The 22136-nt window shown below is 68.3% G+C and carries 21 protein-coding genes; 19 read left to right on the forward strand and 2 right to left on the reverse strand.

Annotated elements, in window-relative coordinates; all coding sequences use genetic code 11:
• Positions 1-2 precede the first annotated feature (2 nt).
• A complete protein-coding gene (gene coaD, locus QH196_RS14950) occupies positions 3-488 on the forward strand; it encodes a pantetheine-phosphate adenylyltransferase (RefSeq protein WP_280416393.1) in 486 nt (161 codons plus the stop codon).
• Here coaD and QH196_RS14955 read toward each other — a convergent pair.
• Entirely contained in the window at positions 456-1031 is a 576-nt protein-coding gene (locus QH196_RS14955) for a GtrA family protein (RefSeq protein WP_280416394.1), read from the reverse strand. The genes coaD and QH196_RS14955 overlap by 33 nt on opposite strands.
• A gap of 225 nt (positions 1032-1256) precedes the next feature.
• On the opposite strand from QH196_RS14955, the gene QH196_RS14960 reads away from it, so the two are divergent.
• The 14 genes from QH196_RS14960 to smc all read left to right on the forward strand — a co-directional run bounded on the left by QH196_RS14960 (position 1257) and on the right by smc (position 14880).
• Positions 1257-2003, forward strand: coding sequence for a DivIVA domain-containing protein (locus tag QH196_RS14960; RefSeq protein ID WP_280416395.1), 747 nt, complete (start codon positions 1257-1259; stop codon positions 2001-2003).
• 109 nt (positions 2004-2112) lie between these two features.
• Positions 2113-2772 (forward strand): YceD family protein, encoded by a 660-nt coding sequence (locus QH196_RS14965; protein ID WP_280416396.1) that lies wholly within the window; start codon positions 2113-2115, stop codon positions 2770-2772.
• 2 nt (positions 2773-2774) lie between these two features.
• Positions 2775-2957, forward strand: coding sequence for a 50S ribosomal protein L32 (gene rpmF / locus QH196_RS14970; protein WP_081595648.1), 183 nt, complete (start codon positions 2775-2777; stop codon positions 2955-2957).
• A gap of 14 nt (positions 2958-2971) precedes the next feature.
• Positions 2972-3694: a ribonuclease III gene (gene rnc, locus QH196_RS14975; protein ID WP_280416397.1), complete on the forward strand. Its 723-nt coding sequence runs from the start codon at positions 2972-2974 to the stop codon at positions 3692-3694.
• Position 3695: 1 nt separating this feature from the next.
• Positions 3696-4583, forward strand: a complete 888-nt coding sequence (mutM, locus tag QH196_RS14980; protein WP_280416398.1) for a bifunctional DNA-formamidopyrimidine glycosylase/DNA-(apurinic or apyrimidinic site) lyase — start codon at positions 3696-3698, stop codon at positions 4581-4583.
• Between the two features lie 78 nt (positions 4584-4661).
• Entirely contained in the window at positions 4662-5243 is a 582-nt protein-coding gene (locus tag QH196_RS14985) for a dihydrofolate reductase family protein (RefSeq protein WP_280416399.1), read from the forward strand.
• Between the two features lie 3 nt (positions 5244-5246).
• Complete coding sequence (locus QH196_RS14990; protein WP_280416400.1) at positions 5247-6302, forward strand: PHP domain-containing protein; 1056 nt, start codon at positions 5247-5249, stop codon at positions 6300-6302.
• Between the two features lie 42 nt (positions 6303-6344).
• Positions 6345-7451 (forward strand): winged helix DNA-binding domain-containing protein, encoded by a 1107-nt coding sequence (locus QH196_RS14995; RefSeq protein ID WP_280416401.1) that lies wholly within the window; start codon positions 6345-6347, stop codon positions 7449-7451.
• A gap of 104 nt (positions 7452-7555) precedes the next feature.
• Positions 7556-9079, forward strand: a complete 1524-nt coding sequence (locus QH196_RS15000) for a PstS family phosphate ABC transporter substrate-binding protein (RefSeq protein ID WP_280416402.1) — start codon at positions 7556-7558, stop codon at positions 9077-9079.
• Between the two features lie 193 nt (positions 9080-9272).
• Positions 9273-9407, forward strand: coding sequence for a hypothetical protein (locus QH196_RS15005; protein WP_280416403.1), 135 nt, complete (start codon positions 9273-9275; stop codon positions 9405-9407).
• Positions 9408-9465: 58 nt separating this feature from the next.
• Positions 9466-9942 carry an OsmC family protein gene (locus QH196_RS15010; RefSeq protein WP_280416404.1) on the forward strand — a complete coding sequence of 159 codons (477 nt, stop codon included), beginning with the start codon at positions 9466-9468 and terminating at the stop codon, positions 9940-9942.
• A 2-nt stretch (positions 9943-9944) separates the two neighbouring features.
• Positions 9945-10250 carry an acylphosphatase gene (locus tag QH196_RS15015; RefSeq protein ID WP_280416405.1) on the forward strand — a complete coding sequence of 102 codons (306 nt, stop codon included), beginning with the start codon at positions 9945-9947 and terminating at the stop codon, positions 10248-10250.
• A 363-nt stretch (positions 10251-10613) separates the two neighbouring features.
• A complete protein-coding gene (locus QH196_RS15020) occupies positions 10614-11048 on the forward strand; it encodes a DUF1707 SHOCT-like domain-containing protein (RefSeq protein WP_280416406.1) in 435 nt (144 codons plus the stop codon).
• Positions 11049-11250: 202 nt separating this feature from the next.
• Positions 11251-14880: a chromosome segregation protein SMC gene (gene smc, locus QH196_RS15025; RefSeq protein ID WP_280416407.1), complete on the forward strand. Its 3630-nt coding sequence runs from the start codon at positions 11251-11253 to the stop codon at positions 14878-14880.
• A gap of 277 nt (positions 14881-15157) precedes the next feature.
• On the opposite strand, the gene QH196_RS15030 is transcribed toward smc, so the two are convergent.
• A complete protein-coding gene (locus QH196_RS15030) occupies positions 15158-15547 on the reverse strand; it encodes a DUF2237 family protein (RefSeq protein ID WP_033241367.1) in 390 nt (129 codons plus the stop codon).
• A 178-nt stretch (positions 15548-15725) separates the two neighbouring features.
• Here QH196_RS15030 and ftsY point away from each other — a divergent pair, with 178 nt between their 5' ends.
• From ftsY to QH196_RS15050, 4 genes are all read left to right on the forward strand, one after another.
• Positions 15726-17507: a signal recognition particle-docking protein FtsY gene (gene ftsY, locus QH196_RS15035; protein WP_280416408.1), complete on the forward strand. Its 1782-nt coding sequence runs from the start codon at positions 15726-15728 to the stop codon at positions 17505-17507.
• A gap of 265 nt (positions 17508-17772) precedes the next feature.
• Positions 17773-19062 carry an ammonium transporter gene (locus QH196_RS15040; RefSeq protein ID WP_280416422.1) on the forward strand — a complete coding sequence of 430 codons (1290 nt, stop codon included), beginning with the start codon at positions 17773-17775 and terminating at the stop codon, positions 19060-19062.
• Between the two features lie 4 nt (positions 19063-19066).
• A complete protein-coding gene (locus QH196_RS15045) occupies positions 19067-19405 on the forward strand; it encodes a P-II family nitrogen regulator (protein WP_033241369.1) in 339 nt (112 codons plus the stop codon).
• A 184-nt stretch (positions 19406-19589) separates the two neighbouring features.
• Positions 19590-21989 carry a [protein-PII] uridylyltransferase gene (locus tag QH196_RS15050; RefSeq protein ID WP_280416423.1) on the forward strand — a complete coding sequence of 800 codons (2400 nt, stop codon included), beginning with the start codon at positions 19590-19592 and terminating at the stop codon, positions 21987-21989.
• Positions 21990-22136: the final 147 nt, after the last annotated feature.

Genomic DNA, 22136 nt, shown 5'->3' on the forward strand with positions numbered 1-22136 from the left:
CCATGGCAGGAGCATTGTGCCCGGGCTCGTTCGATCCGGTGACCAACGGCCACCTCGATGTGTTCCGCCGGGCGGCGGCTCAGTTCGACGAGGTCGTCATCACGGTCAATGTGAACAAGAAGAAGCAAGGCATGTTCAGTGTCGAGGAACGCATCGAAATGCTGCGCGACGCCACCGCTGATCTGCCGAATATCCGGGTCGCGTCCTGGGCCGGCCTGACCGTCGATTTCGCCCGGGAACAGGGCATCACGGCGATCGTCAAGGGTCTGCGCGATGCCGGGGATTTCGGGTACGAACTGCAGATGGCGCAGATGAACAAGAAGCTCGCCGGCGTCGATACCTTCTTCATCGCCACCAACCCGGCGTTCAGCTATCTGTCCAGCTCACTTGTCAAGGAAGTGGCGGCCTTCGGCGGCGATGTCAGCGATATGCTGCCGCCGCTGGTGCACAAACGCCTACTCGACCGGCTCGCCGAGCGCACCGGCTGATTCCCCACGGGCGGCGCTCACTTCCCGGGCCCGCCGCAGCGGCCGGAACACCAGGCCGCGCAGGGCCAGGAAACGTAGTCCGCCCACGGCGGCGCTGATCGCCAGTACGGCTGCGGCCTGCGCCGGTTCGGCCAGGGTGGGAGCGAGCACTTCCAGCGCGGCGAGGGCCGCCGTGCTGATCCCCAGACCCAGCAGCGCCAGGCCGCCGCCCTCCCATTGTGCGGTGAACCAGCCGACCCGCTCGGCCGCGTGGAAGGTGAGGCGGCGGTGCAGTTCGTTGGCCAGGATCGTGCTCACCACCGAACCGGCGACATTGGCCAGCAGAGTGCCGGCGCCGGTCAGGCTGAGGAAGAGCAGCACGTAGGAGATATTGCTCAGACCACCCACCAGGGCGAACCGGATGAGCTGCGGAAATGCCCGGTCGCCGCGCAGATACCGGAGTAGACGCTGCTGCCAGGCCACCGGGTCGATCTGTTCCGGCCAATCGATATCCAGATCCGCGGCGGACAGTGCCCCGGACGAGGGCAGCTGCAGGATGGTCATGGGCGGTTCCGATCGGGCAAGGGTCAGGCGGTCCATCGCGGTGCGATTCGACTCCTACGAATCTAACACCAAGCGGAGAACACGTCTCCAGTTGATCCCCCGGAAGTCTGTGGATATCCGCTGGAAGTAGCGACACACCGAAAGTTGGTTCGGCTCAGCCGACGGGCCGGGGCACACTGGGAACGGCGGGATATTTCGCCGATCGTCAGCAGGAGGGCACTGAGCATGTACCGGGTATTCGAGGCGCTCGACGAACTGGTCGCCATAGTCGAGGAGGCACGCGGGATACCCGCGACGCGCAACTGCATCGTCCCGCGTCCGGAAACGCTCGATCTGCTCGACGATGTGCGTGATGCGCTGCCGGCCGAGATCGACGATGCCCAAGATGTACTCGACCACCGCGACAAGATCGTCGACGACGCCCGCGGCCTGGCCGAGGAAACCGTCCGAAGTGCCGACGAGCAGGCCACCACCACCGTCGCCGACGCCCGCGCCGAAGCCGACCGGATCCTCGCCGAGGCGAAGGCGCACGCCGACCGGATGGTCGCCGAGGCCACCGCGCATGCCGATCGGATGGTCGATACCGCCACGAGCGAAGCTCAGCGTCTGGTCGCCGATGCCAAGGCCGAATACGAATCGGTCACCGGCCGGGCCCGCGCGGAAGCCGACCGGATGGCCGAGGCCGGCCGGGCCTCCTACGACCGCTCGGTGGCCGACGGCCAGGCCGAACAGCGGCGCCTGGTGGAGGAGACCGAGGTCGTGCGGGCCGCGCACGCGGAATCGGCCCGGCTGATCGATACCGCGCAGGCCGACGCCGACCGGATGCGAGCCGATTGCGACCACTACGTCGACAGCAAACTCGCCGAATTCGAGGAGACCCTCGGCGGCGCCCTGCGCACTGTGGGCCGCGGCCGCCAGCAACTGCGCAACGGGTCGGGGATACCGGACTACGCGGCGGAGTTCCGCCGCTAGCCACCGGACGATTTTGCAGGTAACCGCCCGTTTCGCGTACTGTGGTGTGGTTGCCCGCCGAATCCGGTCCATAGCTGATACCCCGAACGACCCAGTGGAGTGTTCTTCGATGTCTGCCGATACAACCGCGCGCTCGCGTTCCGGTGCACACCGTGCACACGACGCGGGTTTCGTGCTGGATGTCCGCAGCCTCGGTCGCGCCCCGGGATCCATGCGCGAACTGCGGCGAACCGTCACCACCCCCGAACGGCTCGGCCTGGACCTGATCGCCGTACCGGCCGGTTCCGAGGTCGAGCTGGATCTGCGTTTGCAGTCGGTCTCGGAGGGAGTGCTCGTCACCGGAACCGTCACCGCGCCGGTGGCCGGTGAATGCTCACGCTGCCTGGAACAGTTCACCGATTCGGTGGAAGTCTCGCTGACCGAACTGTTCGCCTACCCGGACAGCGCCACGGACCAGACCGCGTCCGACGACGAGGTCTACCGGATGGACGACGACCTCATCGACCTCGAGCCCCTGATCGTCGACCAGCTCGGCCTCGAATTACCGCTGCAGCCGCTGTGCACTCCCGACTGTGCGGGACTGTGCCCGGAATGCGGGGTTCGGATGGCGATTGCAGGATCCGATCACCGGCATGAGATACTGGATCCCCGCTGGGCCGGGCTGGCGAAATTCGCCTCCGGATCGCCCGGCAGCGGCAGCCCCGACAAGGGTGCGGCCACCGGAGACCATTCCGCAGACATTGCACGTAACAGCACAGAGGAGAAGTAGTCGTGGCCGTTCCCAAGCGCCGGATGTCCCGTTCCAATACCCGGTCTCGGCGCAGCCAGTGGAAGGCCGTTGCGCCTACGCTGATCACCTGCCCGAACCGGGCCTGCGGTCAGAAGACCCCGCCGCATATCGCGTGCCCCTCCTGCGGTACCTACAAGGGCCGCCAGGTCGCCCCGGCCGTCTGATCCCCGGTCGACAATTGACCGCGGGCAAAGACGAACCCGGTGAGCGGCCGGATCAAGCGAGTTTGCTCGCCGCCCTGGGTGTCGAGATACAGCCCGAGTTGCTTCGTCTCGCATTGACCCATCGCTCGTACGCGTACGAAAACGGTGGGCTGCCGACCAATGAGCGGCTCGAATTCCTCGGCGACTCGGTCCTCGGACTGAGTATCACCGAACGGCTCTATCACGAGCACCCGGAGAAATCCGAGGGCGAACTGGCAAAGCTGCGCGCGAGTGTGGTGAATATGCACGCACTCGCCGAAGTGGCGCGCACGCTGGGCGAGGGCGGTCTGGGCGCGCATCTGCTGCTCGGCAAAGGTGAGGAACTCACCGGCGGCCGGGACAAACCCAGCATCCTGGCCGACGGGATGGAGTCGCTGCTCGGTGCCGTGCATCTCGAGCACGGTATCGATGTGGCGCGTGAGGTCGTGTTGCGGCTGTTCGCCGAACTGCTCGAACGTGGTCCACGAATGGGCGCCGGGCTGGACTTCAAGACCAGCCTGCAGGAACTGACCGCCGAACGCGGTCTGGGCGTGCCCAGCTATGAGATCACTTCCACCGGGCCCGACCACGACAAAGAGTTCACCGCGACCACTGTGATCGCCGGCGATGCCTACGGGCAGGGCGTCGGACGGTCGAAGAAGGAAGCGGAGCAGAAGGCAGCGGGCGCCGCCTACCGCGCACTGACCGGCGAATCCTGAGGTGCCCGAGCTTCCCGAGGTCGAGGTCGTTCGCTGCGGCCTGGCCGAACATCTGTGCGGCCGGACCGTGGAATCGGTCACCGTCACGCATCCGCGTTCCGTACGCCGGCATCTGGCCGGTGCCGCCGATATGGCGGCCCAGCTGACCGGCCTGACGGTGGCTGCGGCCCGGCGCCGCGGAAAATACCTGTGGCTGACCTTCGACGAACCCGCCGGTACTCCCGCGGATACCGCGCTGGTCGTCCACCTGGGGATGAGCGGCCAGATGCTGGTGCAGCCGGTCGGCGCGCCGGTCGAGAAGCATGCCCATATCCGGGCGACCCTCGACGACGGCCGGGAGTTGCGGTTCGTCGATCAGCGCACCTTCGGCGGCTGGGTGCTGGCGCCACTGGTGGAGGTGGACGGTGATCTGCTTCCCGATCTGCTCGCCCATATCGCCCGCGATCCGCTCGATCCCCGCTTCGATGCCGAGCGGGTGGTCGCCGTGCTGCGCACCAAGCAGACCGAGATCAAACGGGTGCTGCTGGATCAGACCGTGGTCTCCGGTATCGGCAATATCTACGCCGACGAGGCACTGTGGCGGGCACAGGTCCACGGTGGCCGGACGGCGGCCGGACTCACCCGTCCGGTGTTGCGTCAGCTGCTGGCCGAGGCCGCGGCGGTGATGAACGATGCGCTGGCCGCGGGTGGCACCTCGTTCGACGCGCTGTATGTGAATGTCAACGGCGAATCCGGCTATTTCGAGCGCGCCCTGGCGGTGTACGGGCGCGGTGACCGGCCCTGCCCGCGCTGCGGTGCGGCGATCGTCCGGGAGAAGTTCATGAACCGCTCGTCCTTCTCGTGCCCGCGGTGTCAACCTCCGGCGCGGCGCCGCAAAACCGCGTCGTAGATCTCGCGGCGGCGCCCGGCGACGGGTTACGGTCTTCTCGGCAAGATCGTCGGCCCGGTCGGCCCTGGGAAGGACGCCATGCGCAAGCTCACCTATTTCGTCGCCGCCACGATCGACGGGTTCATCGCCACCGAGGACGGTGCCGTCGATTTCTTTCCGGTCGGCGGCGACCACAGCCGCACGATCAGCGCGCAGTATCCGGAGACCGTGCCGTCCGAAGTGCGCCGGACGCTCGGTATCGGCGCGCGTAATGCCAACTTCGACACCGTGATCATGGGCCGCAAAACCTACGATTTCGGGGTGCGTACCGGTACGACCAATCCGTACGCGCATCTGCGCCAATTCGTGGTGTCCACCACGCTCACCGCACCCCCCGATCCGGCCGTGGAACTCATCGGCGCCGACCCATTGGCCCGGGTACGGGCACTCAAACGCGAACAGGGTCCCGGTATCTGGTTGTGCGGCGGTGGCCGGCTGGCACAGGAACTGCTGCCCGAGATCGATCAGGTCTTCCTCAAACTGCATCCGATTGTGCTGGGGCGGGGCCGGCCGCTGTTCGGCAGTGGGCCGCGACTGCCCGAACCCCTGGAATTCCGTGTCATCACCAGCCAGGTCTTCGACGACGGTGTCGCCTTCGTCAAGTACGGAAAGGCTCGCTGACCGGTGCCCGGCGACGCGCCCGAATCCCCACGGCCCGCGCCGGGGCCGGAGGCGGCGTTGCGCGAAATCGGGTTCTGGCTCGAACGGGGCCGGGAGAAAACGCATCGGGTCAAGGCGTACCGGCGGGCCGCCGATATCGTCGCAGGTCTCGGCGACGAGGAGATGCGGCGGCGCCGGACAGCCCGGAATTGGCAGGAGCTGGCCGGGATCGGCCCGAAGACCGCGGCCGTGATCGAGGAGGCCTGTGAAGGAGTCGTCCCGCGCTACCTCGCGGAGTTGCGGGCCGCGGCGCGGCCGATCGGGGCCGCAGGCGCCGAGCTGCGCGCGCGGTTGCGTGGTGATCTGCACACCCATTCGGATTGGTCCGACGGCGGAAGCCCGATCGCGGAGATGATGGGTTGCGCGGCCGCCCTCGGACACGAGTACTGCGCGCTGACCGATCATTCACCGCGGCTCACCGTCGCGAACGGTCTTTCCGCGCAACGGTTGCGCCGCCAGCTCGAGGTGGTCGCCGAAGTGAACGCCGAACTGGCCCCGTTCCGGGTGCTCACCGGTATCGAGGTCGATATCCTCGACGACGGCAGCCTGGACCAGGACGCCGACCTGCTCGCCGAACTCGATATCGTCGTCGCCAGCGTGCATTCGCGGCTACGCGACGACCGCGACACGATGACTCGGCGCATGGTGTACGCGGTGGCCAACCCGCATGTGGACGTCCTCGGGCACTGCACCGGACGGCTGGTCGAAGGCGGGCGGGGGACGCGGCCCGAATCGGATTTCGACGCCGAGATCGTCTTCGAGGCCTGCCGCCGCTACGGGACGGCGGTCGAGATCAACAGCCGGCCGGAGCGGCAGGATCCGCCGGAGCGGTTGATCCGGCTCGCGCTCGAGATGGGGTGCGAATTCGCGGTCGATACCGATGCGCACGCGCCGGGTCAGCTGGACTGGCAGGGGTATGGATGTGCCCGCGCGGTGGCCTGTGCGGTTGCGCCCGAGCGGATCATCAATACCCGTCCGGTGGACGAGCTTCTGGAATGGACGCGATCGGGCGGTGGCTGAGCAGACCCCGCTCTGTCGGTGCCGGGCGCGATAATGCCCGGTATGCGGGAATTGTCACTGCGCACCTTGAACCGGACCCTGCTGGTACGCCAGCATCTGGCGGCCCGGACGGATCTGACGCCCTACGAGCTGATCCGGCATCTGGTCGCGGTGCAGGGGCAGGAACCGAATTGGCCTTATATCGGGGTGTGGTCGCGGCTGGCGCGGTTCGATCATCCGGAACTCGCCGCGCTGATGCACGACCGGAAACTCGTCCGGTCCACCACGATCCGACGCACCGTACATCTCAGTACGGCGGAGGATTTCCGCTGGCTGCGCCCTACCGTCCAGGCGTATATCGCGGGGGCACTCAATACCGCCTACTACCGCGACGAGATCGACGGTATCGAGTTGTCCGAGTTGGCTGCGGCGGGCAGGGAAGTGCTGGCGGGCCGGTGGATGTCGCGCGGTGACCTCGGAAGGCAACTGGCCGAGCATTTTCCGCAGCGTCATACGCGCAGGCTGGCGGAGGCGGTCGAGGTGCTGGTGCCGATGGCGCACGGAGCCGAAACAGGGGAGTGGGGACGTTGGCGCAACCGCTATGTCACTGTCGGTCCCGCCGAGGAGTGGATCGGTGCACCGCTGGGTCCGGCCGACCCGGCGACGATGGTCCTGCGTTACCTCGCGGCGTTCGGCCCGGCGAGCGTTGCCGATATCCAGGCCTGGTCGGGCCTCACCCGGGTCGGCGAGGTCGTCGGCCCGTTGCGTTCGCGGCTGCGGGTGCTGCGGAGTGCCGAGGGAGCGGAACTGTTCGATCTGCCCGATGCGCCGCTCGCCGACCCGGAACTGCCTGTGCCGGTGCGGTTTCTGCCCGCGTTCGACAATGCGCTGCTCGGTTACCGGGACCGGCGGCGGATCATCGCCGAGCAGGACCGGCGGCGGACCTCCCGTGAGGCCTCGGCCGGGGTGCCGGTGTATCTGGTGGACGGTTTCGTGCACGGCAGATGGTCGCTGCGGGATTCGGCACTGCATATCGAGCCCTGGTACGGGTTCGCCGCGGACCAGCGCGCGCTCGTCGAGGAGGAGGCCCGGCGGCTGCTGGCATTCGTTACCGACGACGGTGCCGGTGACATTGTCGTCGCCGGAACACATCCGCCCGGCGGCCGGTGACGCTGTGATGAATGCTGTGCGAACACCCGCCGCACCGAGGGGGTTTGGCCGTACGGTTGGCCGAAGATGGTGACCGATGGAGGAATTCGGGGTGGTAGCGGCCGGTGGGTGAACTTCTGTTCGGCATTGTGCTCCCGCTCGCCGGTATCGCGATCCCGGTGGGCGCCTTCGTCTGGGAATTCGTTTTCGTCGGCCGGAAGCGGCTCGGCTGGCGGGTGCAGATGGATACCCCGGTCACCGGTGAAGCGGAATCCGGGCATGCCGGCGCGCTGCGGCAGTTACGGCAGACCGCCGAAGGGACCGAACGTAATCTGCAGGATCTGTCGGTCGTGCTGGTCCGGATCGAAAACCACGGCGCCACCACCATCGATGCCACCGACTATGTGACCGGGCAGAACGGCCAGGCCGGGCTGCATCTGCACTTCCCGCAGCGGCGGGTGATCGGGATGGCGGTCACCGAACTGAGCAATCCCGGGCTGGCCGTCTGTTTCGAACCGGATTCGGGTTTCGGTCACCGCGAACTGACGGGCCAGGATATCGGTGTCATCGATCTGCCGAAGGTCCCGCTGAACCGGTCGGACCATTACAAGATCCTGGCGACCCTGGAGCGGACCGCCGGAACCGGCGACTATCCCGAACCCACGATGCAGGGCGTGGTCACCGGCGGCGGGATCACCAAGACCCAGGGGCGATCCGGGGCCTCGCTGCTCATGCTCGTACTGACCGGGTTCCTGGTCACCGTGATCGCGGCGATGGCGGTGCTCGATATCGTCGAATCCGAGGCCGCGCCGAGTGGTTGCGCGACGGGACGGCTCACCGTGGTGGGGTCGACCGCGTTCGCACGGGTGGTCGAGGAGGCGGGCGAACTCTACGAACGTACGTGTCCGGGGTCGGAGATCGACTACGCATTCGAGGGCAGTGAGCGTGGGATGACGCGGGTCGACGACGCACGCGGTGCCGACGGCACGTTGCTGGCGATCGGTGATGCACCCAAGGGCGCGGACTTTCCCGAACTGGTGCAGCGGCCGTTGGCGTTATCGCTGTTCACCGTGGTCGTGCACCCGAAAACGGGGGTCACCGACCTCACGGTGGAGCAGATCCGGGATCTGTTCCTCGGCCGGATCACCAACTGGCGGGCCGTCGGCGGCGCCGATCTGCCGGTACGGGTGGTCAATCGCTACGCCGGATCCGGGACCCGCTGGAATTTCGAGACCCGGTTGCTGGAAGCCGGGCAACCACCGGAACCCGGTATCACCTGCAACGAGCTCGCGCGCGGCGGCGAACCCGGGCGCTGCCAGACCTTGACCACCGGGGATGTCCTCGACGAGGTCGCCGGGATGGCGGGCGCCGTCGGATACAGCGAAGCCGCGGACGCCGCGGATACCGCAGGTGTGGTGCGGGTGACGATCGGCGGGCGGCCCGCGACGCGAGAGGCGGCCGGGGAACAGAACTACCCGTTCTGGGGCGTGGAGTACGCGTACTCGTACGGCGATTACGCGCCCGGGTCGGTCGGTGCGAGTTTCGTGCGCTTCCTGCTGCGGGAGGGCGGTCAGGATGTGATCCGCCGATACGGGAATCTTCCTTGTGCGGAGCTTGCCGATACCTCGCGATGTCATCCGTATCGGTGACCGGAGTGTGGCCCCACGTGTGACCAGGGGGCTGAATTCCTGGCGTAAAGATCGCGCAAGCAACGGGTTTCCGAGCCGTCCGCAGGGGTAGTTTTTCCAGCGCGCCGTCGGTGAGCACCGGCCGGAAATACCGGCCTCACCGGCGGGTACGGCGGCCGGTGGCGGTCGCGTGATGCAGAACGGAAGGACTGCCATGTCCCTGGTGACACCGACGCTGATCGCCGGATTCCTCGTCGGTCTACTGCTGCTGCGGCTGCTGGCCGTAATGCTGGAGGACCGGCCGAAGCGGCCGGTCCGGGTGACCGCGCGGCGGTCGCGCCGGGGCTGATCCGCCCCGGTCGGGACGGGTGCGTGGGACCCTGGCAGTGGATGGCAGGATCGCAACCATGGCTGATGACACCACCACTGCGGCCGCCGCCGCAACGCCGGCCGGCGCATCCTCGGGCCCGACCACACTCTGGGTGGAGCGTACGGGGACCCGGCGCTATACCGGGCGTAGTTCACGGGGCGCGGAGGTTCTGATCGGGTCCGAAAGCGTTCCCGGGGTGTTCACACCCGGTGAACTCCTGAAGATCGCATTGGCCGCATGCTCGGGGATGAGCTCGGATTTCCCGCTGTCGCGCCGGCTCGGTGACGACTACGACGCCACCATCCGGGTTTCCGGTGCCGCGGATCGCGAGAACGAGGTGTATCCGCAGCTGGACGAGGTATTCGAACTCGATCTCAGCGAACTCGACGAAGCCGCCCGCGAGCGGCTGCTGGTGACGGTGCAGCGGGCGATCGACAAGGTGTGCACGGTGGGCCGGACATTGAAGGCGGGGAGCAAGGTGACGCTGTCCTTCGAGATCGATACCGTCGACTGATCATGGCGGGCGATACGGCGGCGGACTCGGCGACCGATCCGGTGCGGCTCAGCGCCTGGGTGCACGGCTACGTGCAGGGCGTGGGTTTCCGCTGGTGGACCCGATCGCGGGCATTGGAACTCGGGCTCGTCGGGCATGCCACCAATGCGGCCGACGGTCGTGTGCATGTGGTGGCCGAGGGGCCGCGGCGCGCGGTGGCCGAACTGCTGGCGCTGCTGCGTTCTCCGGCGACGCCCGGCCGGGTGGATCTGGTGGTCGAGAGCTGGGAGCCTGCGCGGGGCGGATTGCAGGGTTTCGTGGAGAGATAGGGGCCGGGCGGCTGCTCGGCACGGCGGTGCTGTGCGGTGACGGCTCTGCTGCCGCATGGGGGAGCGGCCGATGGCCGGTGCGTGAGGCGGCCGCCGCGCGCGGTGGCCGATCTGCCGGCTTGCTGCGTTCTCCGGCGGCGGCCCGCTGGGGATCTCGTGGTCGAGAACCGGACCCACCCGGGGGCGGGCTGCTGGAGCAATGGGCCGGTCGGCGGCTGTGGGTGCGGTATTCGGGCTTGCTGCCCGGGACGTTCCGCGGTAGGGGTGTGGCCCGGAACTCGAACCCCTTGACATTCCACAATGGGAGTAGCACGCTAGTTTTATTCCACAGTGGAGTGTGGTCGGACGTGTAAGGGGAGCGCTATGGAGATCTCGGCGGGCATCCGCGCCTCGGATGCCGAACGTGATCGATTCGTGCGGGAGCTGGGTCGGCATCTGGCCGACGGCAGGCTCGACCTCGCCGAATACGACGAGCGGGTAGCGCAGGTGTACCGGAGCGCGACCCGCGAGGAACTGCAGGGTGTGCTAGCGGACCTGCCCGAACTGAAGCCGGCTCCCGGTACGGACGCCTCCGCGCCGCGATTGCACTCCCGGTTCCCGATCTGGCAGCGGATCGAGGGCAGTGCCTGGCTGGGAGTCAGTGTGCTGGTACTGGTGATCTGGGCGGCGATCTCGCTGGGCGTCGGAGCGTTCACCTACTTCTGGCCCATATGGGTCATCGGCCCGTGGGGCGCCGTACTGGCATTGCGCGCCGCAACCGGAATAGAGGCCGGCCGCTGCCATCGCCGCAAGGTATAACGCCCGGTAGCCTCGGTGGTATCCGGTCGGCGGAACCACCGGGTCGCGGTGCGGGCCGCCCTCGGCAACCGCGCCGCCACCACCCGCGGCCGATCGGCCACCTCCGGTGCGCCGGATGGGGTTATCTCGCCGCGGCCCTATAGCATGGCTGATCGGCCTGAGCGAGGCGGACAGTACGTGGAGGCGGAAAGGGTCGTCGGCGTTGCATCTGAAGAGCTTGACGTTGAAGGGGTTCAAATCCTTCGCGTCCGCGACGACACTGCGGTTCGAACCCGGCATCACCTGCGTCGTGGGTCCGAACGGGTCCGGTAAATCCAATGTCGTCGACGCGCTCACCTGGGTGATGGGCGAACAGGGCGCCAAAGCATTACGCGGTGGCAAGATGCAGGATGTCATCTTCGCCGGTACCTCCGGCCGCGCCGCGCTCGGGCGGGCCGAGGTCACGCTCACCATCGACAACTCCGACGGCGCGCTGCCGATCGACTACGCCGAGGTCTCCATCACCCGCCGGATGTTCCGTGACGGCGCGGGCGAATACGAGATCAACGGCAATTCCTGCCGGCTGATGGATGTCCAGGAACTGCTCAGCGATTCCGGTATCGGCCGTGAAATGCATGTGATCGTCGGCCAGGGACAGCTTTCGGCGATCCTGGAATCGCGACCCGAGGACCGGCGCGCCTTCATCGAAGAAGCGGCGGGCGTCCTCAAACACCGCAAACGCAAAGAAAAAGCCGTCCGCAAACTGGACGCCATGCAGGCCAATCTGGCTCGCCTCACCGATCTCACCACCGAACTGCGCCGCCAGCTCAAACCGCTGGGCCGGCAGGCCGAAGTGGCGCGCCGCGCGCAGACCGTACAGGCCGATCTACGGGATGCCCGGCTGCGATTGGCTGCCGACGATCTGGTCACCCGGCGGGCCGAGCTGCAAAGTCAGCAGAGCAAAGAAGCCTATGCGCGGGAACAGCAGATCACCGTGCAGAGCGAACTGGATGCGGCCAATGCGGCCCTGGCCCAGCAGGAGTTCGAACTCTCCCGGCTCACGCCCGGCGCCGAAGCGGCGGGCCAGCTGTGGTTCCAGCTGTCCGCGCTGGCCGAACGCGTCAATGCCACCACCCGGATCGCGAACGACCGTGCCCGCCATCTCGATACCGCACCCGCGGCGAATACCGGCCGCGACCCCGACCAGCTCGAGGCCGAAGCCGACCGGGTGGAAGCCGAGGAAGCCGAACTCCGCGAAGCCGTCGAGATGGCCACGGAGACCCTGGAAGCCGCCCGGGACGGGCTCGCCGAACGGGAACACGAGGCCAAGGCGGCCGAACAGGCGCATCTGGCCGCCGTCCGGGCCATCGCCGACCGCCGCGAAGGGCTGGTCCGGCTGTCGGGACAGGTCGAGAACCTGCGCACCAAAACCCAATCCGCCGATACCGAGATCGTCCGCTTGACCACCGCCCTCACCCAGGCACGGACCCGGGGCGAGGAAGCGCAGCGCGAATACGACGGTGTACAGGACGAACTGGCCGAACTCGACGCCGGGGAGGCCGGGCTCGACGCCCAGCACGAACACGCTGTCGAGGCGCTCGATCTCGCCGATCACCGGGTCACCGAACTGCGCGCCGAGGACCGCGACGCCGGGCGGCGGGTCGCCTCGCTGACCGCGCGGATCGAAGCGCTCGGGATGAACCTGGCCAGCCGCGACGGTGCGGCCTGGCTGACCGAGAACCAGCCGGCCGGGCTGCTGGGCCCGCTGTCCGAAGTGCTGGGCGTGCAGACCGGGTACGAGGCCGCGGTCGCGGCGGTGCTGGGGCCGGTGGCGGAGGCGGTGGTCGCCGATACCGGTGATACCGCGGTCGGTGCCGTGCGGGCACTCGGGAAGGCCGATGCCGGCCGGGCCGCGCTGGTCTACGAGGGTGCCGCCGCGGATACCGGGATGGACGACGATTCCGTTCTGCCCGGTGGGGCGCGTCGGCTGGTCGAAGTCGTCAACTACCCCGATTCGCTGCGTGCGGCGGTGGTCGCGCTGACGAGCCGGGTCGTGGTCGTCGACGATCTGGACCGGGCCGCGGAGGTACTCGCCGCCCGTCCGGAACTGCGGGTCGTGACCCGGGACGGTGATCTGGCCGGAACCGGCTGGCTGGTCGGCGGATCCGATCGCGCGCCGAGCCGCCTCGAGATCCAGGCCGAAATCGATACCGCCGAAGCCGAACTGCGGGCCGCGCAGCGGCATGCCGAGGAACTGGAAGCGAGCCTGTCCGGGGCGCTGGAGGAGCAGGCCGACCGCAAGGACGCCGTGGACCAGGCGCTGCTGGCGCTGCACGAATCGGATCAGGCACTCAACAGCATCTACGAACGTCTCGGCCGGCTCGGCGCGGCGGCGCGTACGGCGAATACCGAATCCGAACGCCTCATCGAGCAGCGGGCCGCCGCCGAGACCGCGCGGGAAGAGGCCGTCACCGCGCTCGCCGACCTGGAGGACCGGCTCCGCCGCGCCGAACTGGAACAGGCCGATACCGACGGCGATGCGGCCGGCGCCGCCGGTACCGAGGCCGCCGCGCTGGCCCGTGAAGAAGCCGCCGCGGCGCTGGCCGAGGCCCGGGCCATGGAAGTGGAGGCACGGCTGGCGGTGCGGACCGCCGAGGAACGCGCCGAATCGGTGCGCGGTAAATCGGAAACGCTGCGCCGCGCCGCCCGTACCGAACGCGAGGCCCGGGCCCGCGCCGAACGTGCTCAGGCCGCCCGCCGGCGCGCGGCCCAGGTGGCCGCGGCGGTAGCCGAATCCGGTGCGGAACTGTCCGCCGAACTGGAACAGGTCGTGGCGGCCGCCGCCGCCCGGCGTGACGATCTGGTGCGCCGCCGCACCGAATGCGCGACCACGGTCGATCAGATCAAAGAACGGGTCAGGGCATTGAGTGCCCAGCTCGGGCAGCTCACCGACGCGGTACACCGCGACGAGGTCGCCAAGGCGCAGGCCGCGCTGCGGATCGAACAGCTCGAGGCGAATATCGGCGAGCAGTTCGGTATCGCGCTCGACGATCTGATCGCCGAATACGGACCCGATATCGCGCTTCCGCCCAGCGAGCTGGAACTGCGCGAATACGAGCAGGCCAAGGAGCGCGGGGAACAGGTCACCGCACCGGCGCCGATGCCGTTCGACCGGGCTTCGCAGGAGCGTCGCGCGAAACGGGCCGAGAAGGATCTGGCGACTCTCGGGAAGGTGAATCCGCTGGCGCTGGAGGAGTTCGCCGCGCTCGAGGAGCGCTACAACTTCCTGGCGACCCAGCTCGAGGACGTCAAAAAGGCCCGCCAGGACCTGCTGGACGTGGTGGCCGAGGTGGACGACCGCATCCTGCAGGTGTTCACCGACGCCTACGCCGATGTGGAACGGGAATTCGTCCAGGTGTTCTCGGCGCTCTTCCCGGGCGGCGAAGGCCGGCTGCTGCTCACCGACCCCGGCGATATGCTCACCACCGGTATCGAGGTGGAGGCGCGGCCGCCCGGAAAGAAGGTCAAACGGTTGTCGCTGCTGTCCGGTGGCGAGAAATCGCTGACCGCGGTGGCGCTGCTGGTCGCCATTTTCCGCGCGCGACCGTCACCGTTCTATGTGATGGACGAGGTGGAGGCCGCGCTCGACGACACCAATCTGCGCCGCCTCATCGGACTGTTCGAACAGCTGCGCGAGAAGAGTCAGCTGATCGTCATCACCCACCAGAAGCCGACCATGGAGATTGCCGACGCCCTCTACGGCGTCAGCATGCGCGGCGACGGCATCACCCAGGTGATCTCGCAGCGCCTGCGCGGGCAGAACGTCGCACCCGCCACTGCACCGACGACGTGATATCTCCGCTCGGCGTCGGAAGGCCCGGCTGCGCTACCCGCCGGGACCGCTCAGCGGTGCGGGTGGATTGCGGTTCACGCCCGGGATCAGCAGCCCGGCCACAGCGCGGAGCAGGCCGGGGACCAGCTCCCCGGGTCATCGTGTAGTCGACATAGGGATGCAGCAGCTCGGCCGAACCCTCGTCGCGATGCCGCGACATCTCCAGGAATTGCGCGACGGTTTCCTTCGCCCCCAATGACCGCACTCTACCGTTGCGATGCGGCGGCGGGCCGGATTCTCACAGCAGGTCGCTGACGTCGTCGGGTACGTCGACCGCGTATTTTCGCAGGATCTCCATCGATATCACTTCCAGGGCATTCTCATGGGTCGCCGCCAGAATCACCGGCGCGGCGACACCGTCCTCGTGCGCATGTAACCAGCGCACCGCCACTACACACCACCGGTCGCCCGGCTGCAGGCCGGGAAAATTGTTCTCCGGACGCGGTGTGCTCAGATCGTTGCCGATGGATGCCTGGTGCTCCAGGAACTCGGCTGTGACGACCGTGCACACGGTGTGGCTGCCCAGATCCTCCGGGCCGGTGCTGCAGCAGCCGTCCCGGTAGAACCCGGTCAGAGGATCGGTGCCGCACTCTTGTAGCGGACCCCCAAGCACGTTTCGATCGGTCACATCGCCGATCCTATTGGCCTGCCGCGAGAACTTCCGCAGGACAAGAAATCTCACCCGCCGTGTTCGCCGGGCTGAGCAGGGAATGTGCAGCGTACGGGAGGGCGCGCTCGGGCCGGGCCGCCGCGCGGGCCGGGCGGGGTCGGCGGGAGCCCGCACCGGCTCTGCAAGGATGGGCGGTGTGAGTGCGCAAGCCTGGATTCTGATCGCAGCGATCGCCGCCGTACTGCTGGTCGCGCTCGTGGCCGGCTTCGTCCGGTACAAACGCGGCCGGGTCTCGCTGACCCCGCCGGCGGAGAAAGGGGAGCTGGCCGACCGGTCCGGTGGGTACCAGGCGGCCGGCGGTTTCAGTTTCAGTCAGGGCGGGCAGGGAGCCACCGCGGCACCCGCGCGCCCGAGTCCCGCTGAGCGGACGGATACCGAGGGTCAGCCACATATCGGCGACGACGCCGCGATCCCACGGGACGCCCCCCGCCGCGGTATCACCGATGTACCGCTGCCGGATGCCGTCGATTCCGCGACCACCACCGCGCCGGAAGCGCCGGGCGGCGGGGCCGCTCCCACTGCACCGCCGGAGCCCGAGACGGCCCCGCGGCCGGAAACCGGGACGACCGCGGCACCCGAGACCGCAAAGTCCGGCGCTGCTGCCGAGACCACCGCGCCCGGCGATACCGGAACCACTGCGCCGGGTGACACCGAAACCACAGCGCCCGGCGACACCGGAACCTCCGCGCCTGTGGAATCGGCGACCTCCACAGCGCCGGTGGACGAGACGTCCGCGCTACCCGCGGCAGACACGACCGTGCCGCCGTCGGCAGAGACCTCTGCAGCACCGTCGGCCGACACGACCACGCCGGCTCCCGCCGAGCCCGAGACAACCGTGCCGGAGGCCGGAGGTGCGGCTGCCGCGGCGAGCGCCGCCGCACCGGATACCGAGACCACCCCGCCCGCACCCCCTGCGGAATCCACTACCGGTGCAGCTCCGGTGGTGGCACCCGATACCGCGGCCGGCGCGCATCTCGTCCCCGAAGTCGAGGAGATCGAACCCACCTCCGGCCGGTTGACCCGGCTGCGCGGCCGGCTGTCGCGGTCGCAGAATGCGGTCGGCAAGAGCCTGCTGGGCCTGCTCGGTGGTGGCGACCTCGACGAGGAATCGTGGGAAGAGGTCGAGGACACGCTGGTCCTGGCCGATATCGGTACCGCCGTCACCACTGTCATCGTGGAGCGGCTGCGGGAAGAAATGGCCGCACGTAGCGTGCGCACCGCCGCCGAGGCGCGTGCGGTGCTGCGCGATGTGCTGATCGAATCCCTGCGGCCCGAACTCGACCGTTCCGTACGCGCCCTGCCGCATCCCGATCATCCGTCGATCCTGCTCGTCGTCGGGGTCAACGGCACCGGTAAGACCACGACCACCGGCAAACTCGCCCGCGTGCTCGTCGCCGACGGCCGCCGGGTGCTGCTGGGTGCGGCCGATACCTTCCGCGCCGCCGCGGCCGACCAGTTGCAGACCTGGGGTGAGCGGGTCGGTGCGGATACGGTTCGCGGTAAGGAGGGCGCCGATCCCGCAGCGGTGGCCTTCGACGCGGTGTCCTCCGGTATCGACTCCGGTGTGGACGCGGTACTCATCGATACCGCCGGCCGTCTGCACACCAAGACCGGGCTGATGGACGAGCTCGGCAAGGTGAAACGGGTAGTGGAGAAGAAGGCCTCGGTGGACGAGGTGCTGCTGGTGCTGGACGCGACCGTCGGTCAGAACGGGCTCATGCAGGCCCGGATCTTCGCCGAGGTGGTCGATATCAGCGGTGTGGTGCTGACGAAGCTGGACGGCACCGCGAAGGGCGGGATCGTCTTCCAGATCCAGCACGAACTGGGGGTACCGGTCAAACTCGTCGGTCTCGGCGAGGGCGCCGACGATCTGGCTCCGTTCGAGCCGGCGGCGTTCGTGGACGCGCTGCTCGGTTGATCCCTGTCGCCCGGTGGCGTCCAGCAGGCCTGTCAGACGTCGCGCCCGGCGCCGGTCGCCGCCGGGCGCAGCGACCTCACAACGGGCGGTGACCAGCAGGTCCGGCGGCGGCAACACACTCGAAACATGACGGCGTGATCCATTCACGTAGGTGAAACACCGGAGCGTCACGGAGGAAACACCGAATGAGCACCCTTCATTAGCGGGCCCGAAGTCGCGCAGGCGGCGGGCCGGAAGATGAGGGAGGTAACTGGTGGAAACCGTGATCGGGGCGCCCAATGCCGGCGATACCGCGTGGATACTGACGAGCGCCGCGCTCGTCCTGCTGATGACACCCGGCCTGGCGTTCTTCTACGGCGGTATGGTCCGAGGCAAGAACGTGCTCAACATGATCATGATGAGCATCAGCGCGATGGCCGTCGTCGCAGTGCTCTGGGTGCTGTTCGGCTTCTCGATGGCCTTCGGGACCGATAAGGGCGGGCTGATCGGCGACCCGGGTCAGTTCTTCGGCCTGAAAACGCTGATCGCCGGATTCGGTGACCAATCGGCGGGTGTCCCGCTCTTCGGGACCATCCCGGCGACGGTGTTCGTCGCCTTCCAGGCGATGTTCGCCATCATTACCGTCGCGCTGATCTCCGGTGCGGTCGCCGACCGGCTGAAGTTCGGCGCGTGGCTGGCGTTCAGCGCCATCTGGGTCACCGTGGTGTACTTCCCGGTCGCGCACTGGGTCTGGGGTGGCGGCTGGATCATGGAGAAGGTCGAGGCCATCGACTTCGCCGGTGGTACCGCCGTGCATATCAACTCCGGTGCCGCCGCGCTCGCCCTGGCGATCGTGGTCGGTAAACGCGCCGGCTGGCCCAAGACCCCCTTCCGGCCGCACAATCTGCCGTTCGTGATGCTGGGTGCCGCGCTGCTGTGGTTCGGCTGGTTCGGTTTCAACGCCGGTTCCGCGGTGGCTGCCGACGGTGTCGCGGGTGCCGCCTTCATCACCACCCTGGTCGCCACCGCCGCCGCGATGATCGGCTGGCTCGTGGTCGAGAAGATCCGCGACGGTAAGCCCACCTCGCTGGGTGCCGCCTCCGGTATCGTCGCCGGTCTGGTCGCCATCACCCCGTCCTGTACGTCGGTCAATGTGCTGGGTGCGCTGGCCATCGGCGTGATCGCGGGCGCGGTCTGCGCGCTGGCGGTGAGCCTGAAGTTCAAGTTCGGCTACGACGATTCGCTCGATGTCGTGGGTATCCATATGGTCGGCGGTATCCTCGGCACGGTGCTGATCGGCTTGTTCGCCGCTCCCGAAGCGCCCGCGGGTGCCGCGGGCCTGTTCTACGGCGGTGATCTCGAGCTGCTGGGCCGGCAGACGCTCGGCGCGGTTGCCGTGCTCGCGTATTCCTTCGTGATCGCCTTGGTGATCGCGTACGCGATCAAGTTCACGATCGGTCTGCGTGCCGACGCCGAAGCGGAGTCCACCGGTATGGACGACTCCGAACACGCGGAGACCGCATACGATTTCGCTGCACTGGGTGGAACCGCTCGTTCGGCCGGCAAGGAGGCATGAACCCATGAAACTGATCACCGCAATCGTCAAACCGTTCACGCTCGAAGACGTCAAAACCGGCCTGGAACAGGCGGGCGTATTCGGTATGACCGTGAGCGAGGTCCAGGGCTACGGCCGGCAGAAGGGCCATACCGAGGTCTACCGCGGCGCCGAGTACTCGGTGGATTTCGTCCCGAAGGTGCGGGTCGAGGTCGTGGTGGACGACGCCTCGGTGGACCGGGTAGTCGATCTGATCGTCGATGCCTCGCGCACCGGCAAGATCGGCGACGGCAAGGTCTGGGTCAGTCCGGTGGAGACGATCGTCCGGGTGCGTACCGGCGAACGCGGCACCGACGCTCTATAGACCTGCCGCGTCGGCAGCGCGCGAGAACGTGACGCGCGCGCAGTGTTGTAAGACAACGACAGCGGCCCCGCTCCCACCGTTTCCGGTCGGTGCGGGGCCGCCTGTGTGACGGGTGGTGGTTTGGTTGGGTGAAGACCGGCAGAAACGGGAGCACGGGGCCGGCGCCGGGCCGGCGGGCAAAGCCGTGGAACTGTCGAACGGCGCCGCCGATCTGGTCCGGGCCCGCGATCAGCTGCTCGGCGGCGGGCAACCCCGGCATCCGCGCCTGGATGCCGAATCACTGCGGTCGGCGCTGGTCGACCTGTACGAACTGTGGCTCACCAGCAAGGGCACCGAGGTCGGGATAACCCCGGACAGCGGCCTGGCGATCATGGCCGTGGGCGGGCTCGGCCGGCGCGAGATGCTGCCCTACTCCGATCTGGATCTGGTGTTGCTGCACGAGGATATGGACCCGCAGCGGGTCGCCGAAATCGCCGACCGGCTGTGGTATCCGCTGTGGGACGCCCACATCAAACTCGACCACAGTGTGCGTACGGTGCCGCAGGCGTTGAGGGTCGCCGCCGACGATCTGGTCGCCGCGCTCGGGATGCTGGATGCGCGCCATATCGTGGGCAATCCCGAACTCAGCGACCGCATCATCGCGGGTATCCGCAAGGATTGGCGCCGCGGTATCCGCGGCCGTTACGACGAACTGCTCACCGGGGTCCGCGCCCGCTGGGACCGCAGCGGGCAGATCGCCCACCGCACCGAACCCGATCTGAAGAACGGCCGCGGCGGGTTGCGCGATATCCAGCTCTTGGATGCGCTGGCCATCGCACAGCTCACCGATGCCATGCCGGGTCTCGGACCGGAGACACCGGGCGGTGGCCTGGCCCAGGCGCATCGCCGGCTCCTGGACGTCCGCACCGAACTGCACCGGGTGGCGGGCCGGGCCCGGGACCAGCTACGCGCCCAGGATGCCGACGAGATCGGTGCGGCACTGCGTATCGGTGACCGGTTCGATCTGGCCCGCACCCTGAGCGACGCGGCCCGCACCGTCGGCTATTCGGTGGATGTCGGATTGCGTACCGCCGGTAATGCGTTACCGCGGCGTGGGCTGGCGCGGCTGCGGCGGATGCCGGTACGGCGGCCCCTGGACGAGGGCGTGGTCGAACATGCGGGTGAGGTGGTGCTCGCCCGGGATGCCCGGCCGCAACGCGACCCCGGCCTGATCCTGCGGGTGGCGGCGGCATCCGCGCAATCCGGGCTGCCGATGTCGGCGACTACCCTCAACCGGCTGGCCGAGGACGCCCCGGAACTGCGGGAGCCGTGGCCGAAAGACGCGCTCAACGATCTGCTGGTGCTGCTCGGGTCCGGCCGCGGGGTGATCGACGCGGTGGAGGCGCTCGACCGTACCGGCCTGTGGGGCAGGCTGCTTCCGGAATGGGGCGCGGTACGCGACCTGCCGCCGCGCGATGCCCTGCACGTCTGGACCGTGGACCGGCATTCGGTGGAGACCGTCGCCTACGCGAGCGCCTCGAGCACCCGCGTCGCCCGGCCCGACCTGCTGGCGCTCGGTGCGCTGCTGCACGATATCGGCAAGGGCCGCACCGAGGACCACTGTGTGGTCGGCGCCGAACTCGCCACCCAGATCGGCCGCCGGCTGGGTCTGTGGCCGTCGGATGTGGAAATCCTCAGCGCCCTGGTGCGCCACCATCTGCTGCTGCCCGATGTGGCCACCCACCGTGATATCGACGACCCGGCCACGGTGCAGTACGTGGCGGATGCACTGGAACACGATCCGCGGCGGCTGGAACTGTTGCATGCGCTGGCGGAAGCGGATTCGCTGGCCACCGGGCCGGGGGTCTGGGGCGACTGGAAAGCGACCCTGATCGGCGAACTGGTCCGGCGCTGCCGCACCGTGATGGCGGGCGAGGAACTGCCCGAGCCCGAACCCATACCGCAAGAGCTGCTCGCCCGGGCCGCCGCCGGTGGAGTGCACGTCGAATTATCCCAGGGCGACGGTAAATACACCTACGTCGCCACTGTGATCGCCCCGGATACTCCCGGGTTGCTGGCCGATACTGCCGGTGTGCTGGCGCTGCATTCACTGCGGGTGCTGTCGGCGTCGATCGGCGGGGCGGGGGAGTCGGCGATCAACACCTTCGTCGTGACGCCGGCGTTCGGGTCGCCACCGGATGCCGGGCTGCTGCGCCAGGAACTCAAACGCGCCATCGCCGGTGACCTCGATGTGCGTGCCGTTCTCGCCGCGCGGGAACGCGATACACCCGCCGCGGCCCGCTACGCCCTGGCCGAACCGTGGTTGTTGTGGACGCCGACCCCGGTGGCGGGCCAGTTCATCCTGCAGTTACGGGCGGAGGATCGCATCGGGCTGCTGTGCCGGTTGTCGGCCGTGCTGTCGGGCGCGGGTGCCGATGTGCGCTGGGCCGAGGTGGTGACCATGGGATCGTTCGTGGTCGATGTTTTCTGTGTGGAATTGGGCGACGACGCAGGCCCGCAGCGGCGGTCGGCCATCGAAACCGCCATCCTGGCGGAGGTTCCGCAGCCGGCGCCGCGCAAATCCCCGGAGCAGGAACGAACCTGAAGGTGGCGGCCGGGTCCCTGCCCGGCCCTTTCAGGTCCTGTGTCCAAGGTCACCGTTGCGCGTCGATTGCCCTCCAGTTGCCAACAGGTCCTGAGTCACGCGGGATCGGGCCCCTACGATTCGGGAGTCAGCTGTCGCGCTCATGAG

The organism is Nocardia carnea, assembly GCF_029868325.1.
Lineage (GTDB): Bacteria > Actinomycetota > Actinomycetes > Mycobacteriales > Mycobacteriaceae > Nocardia > Nocardia carnea_C.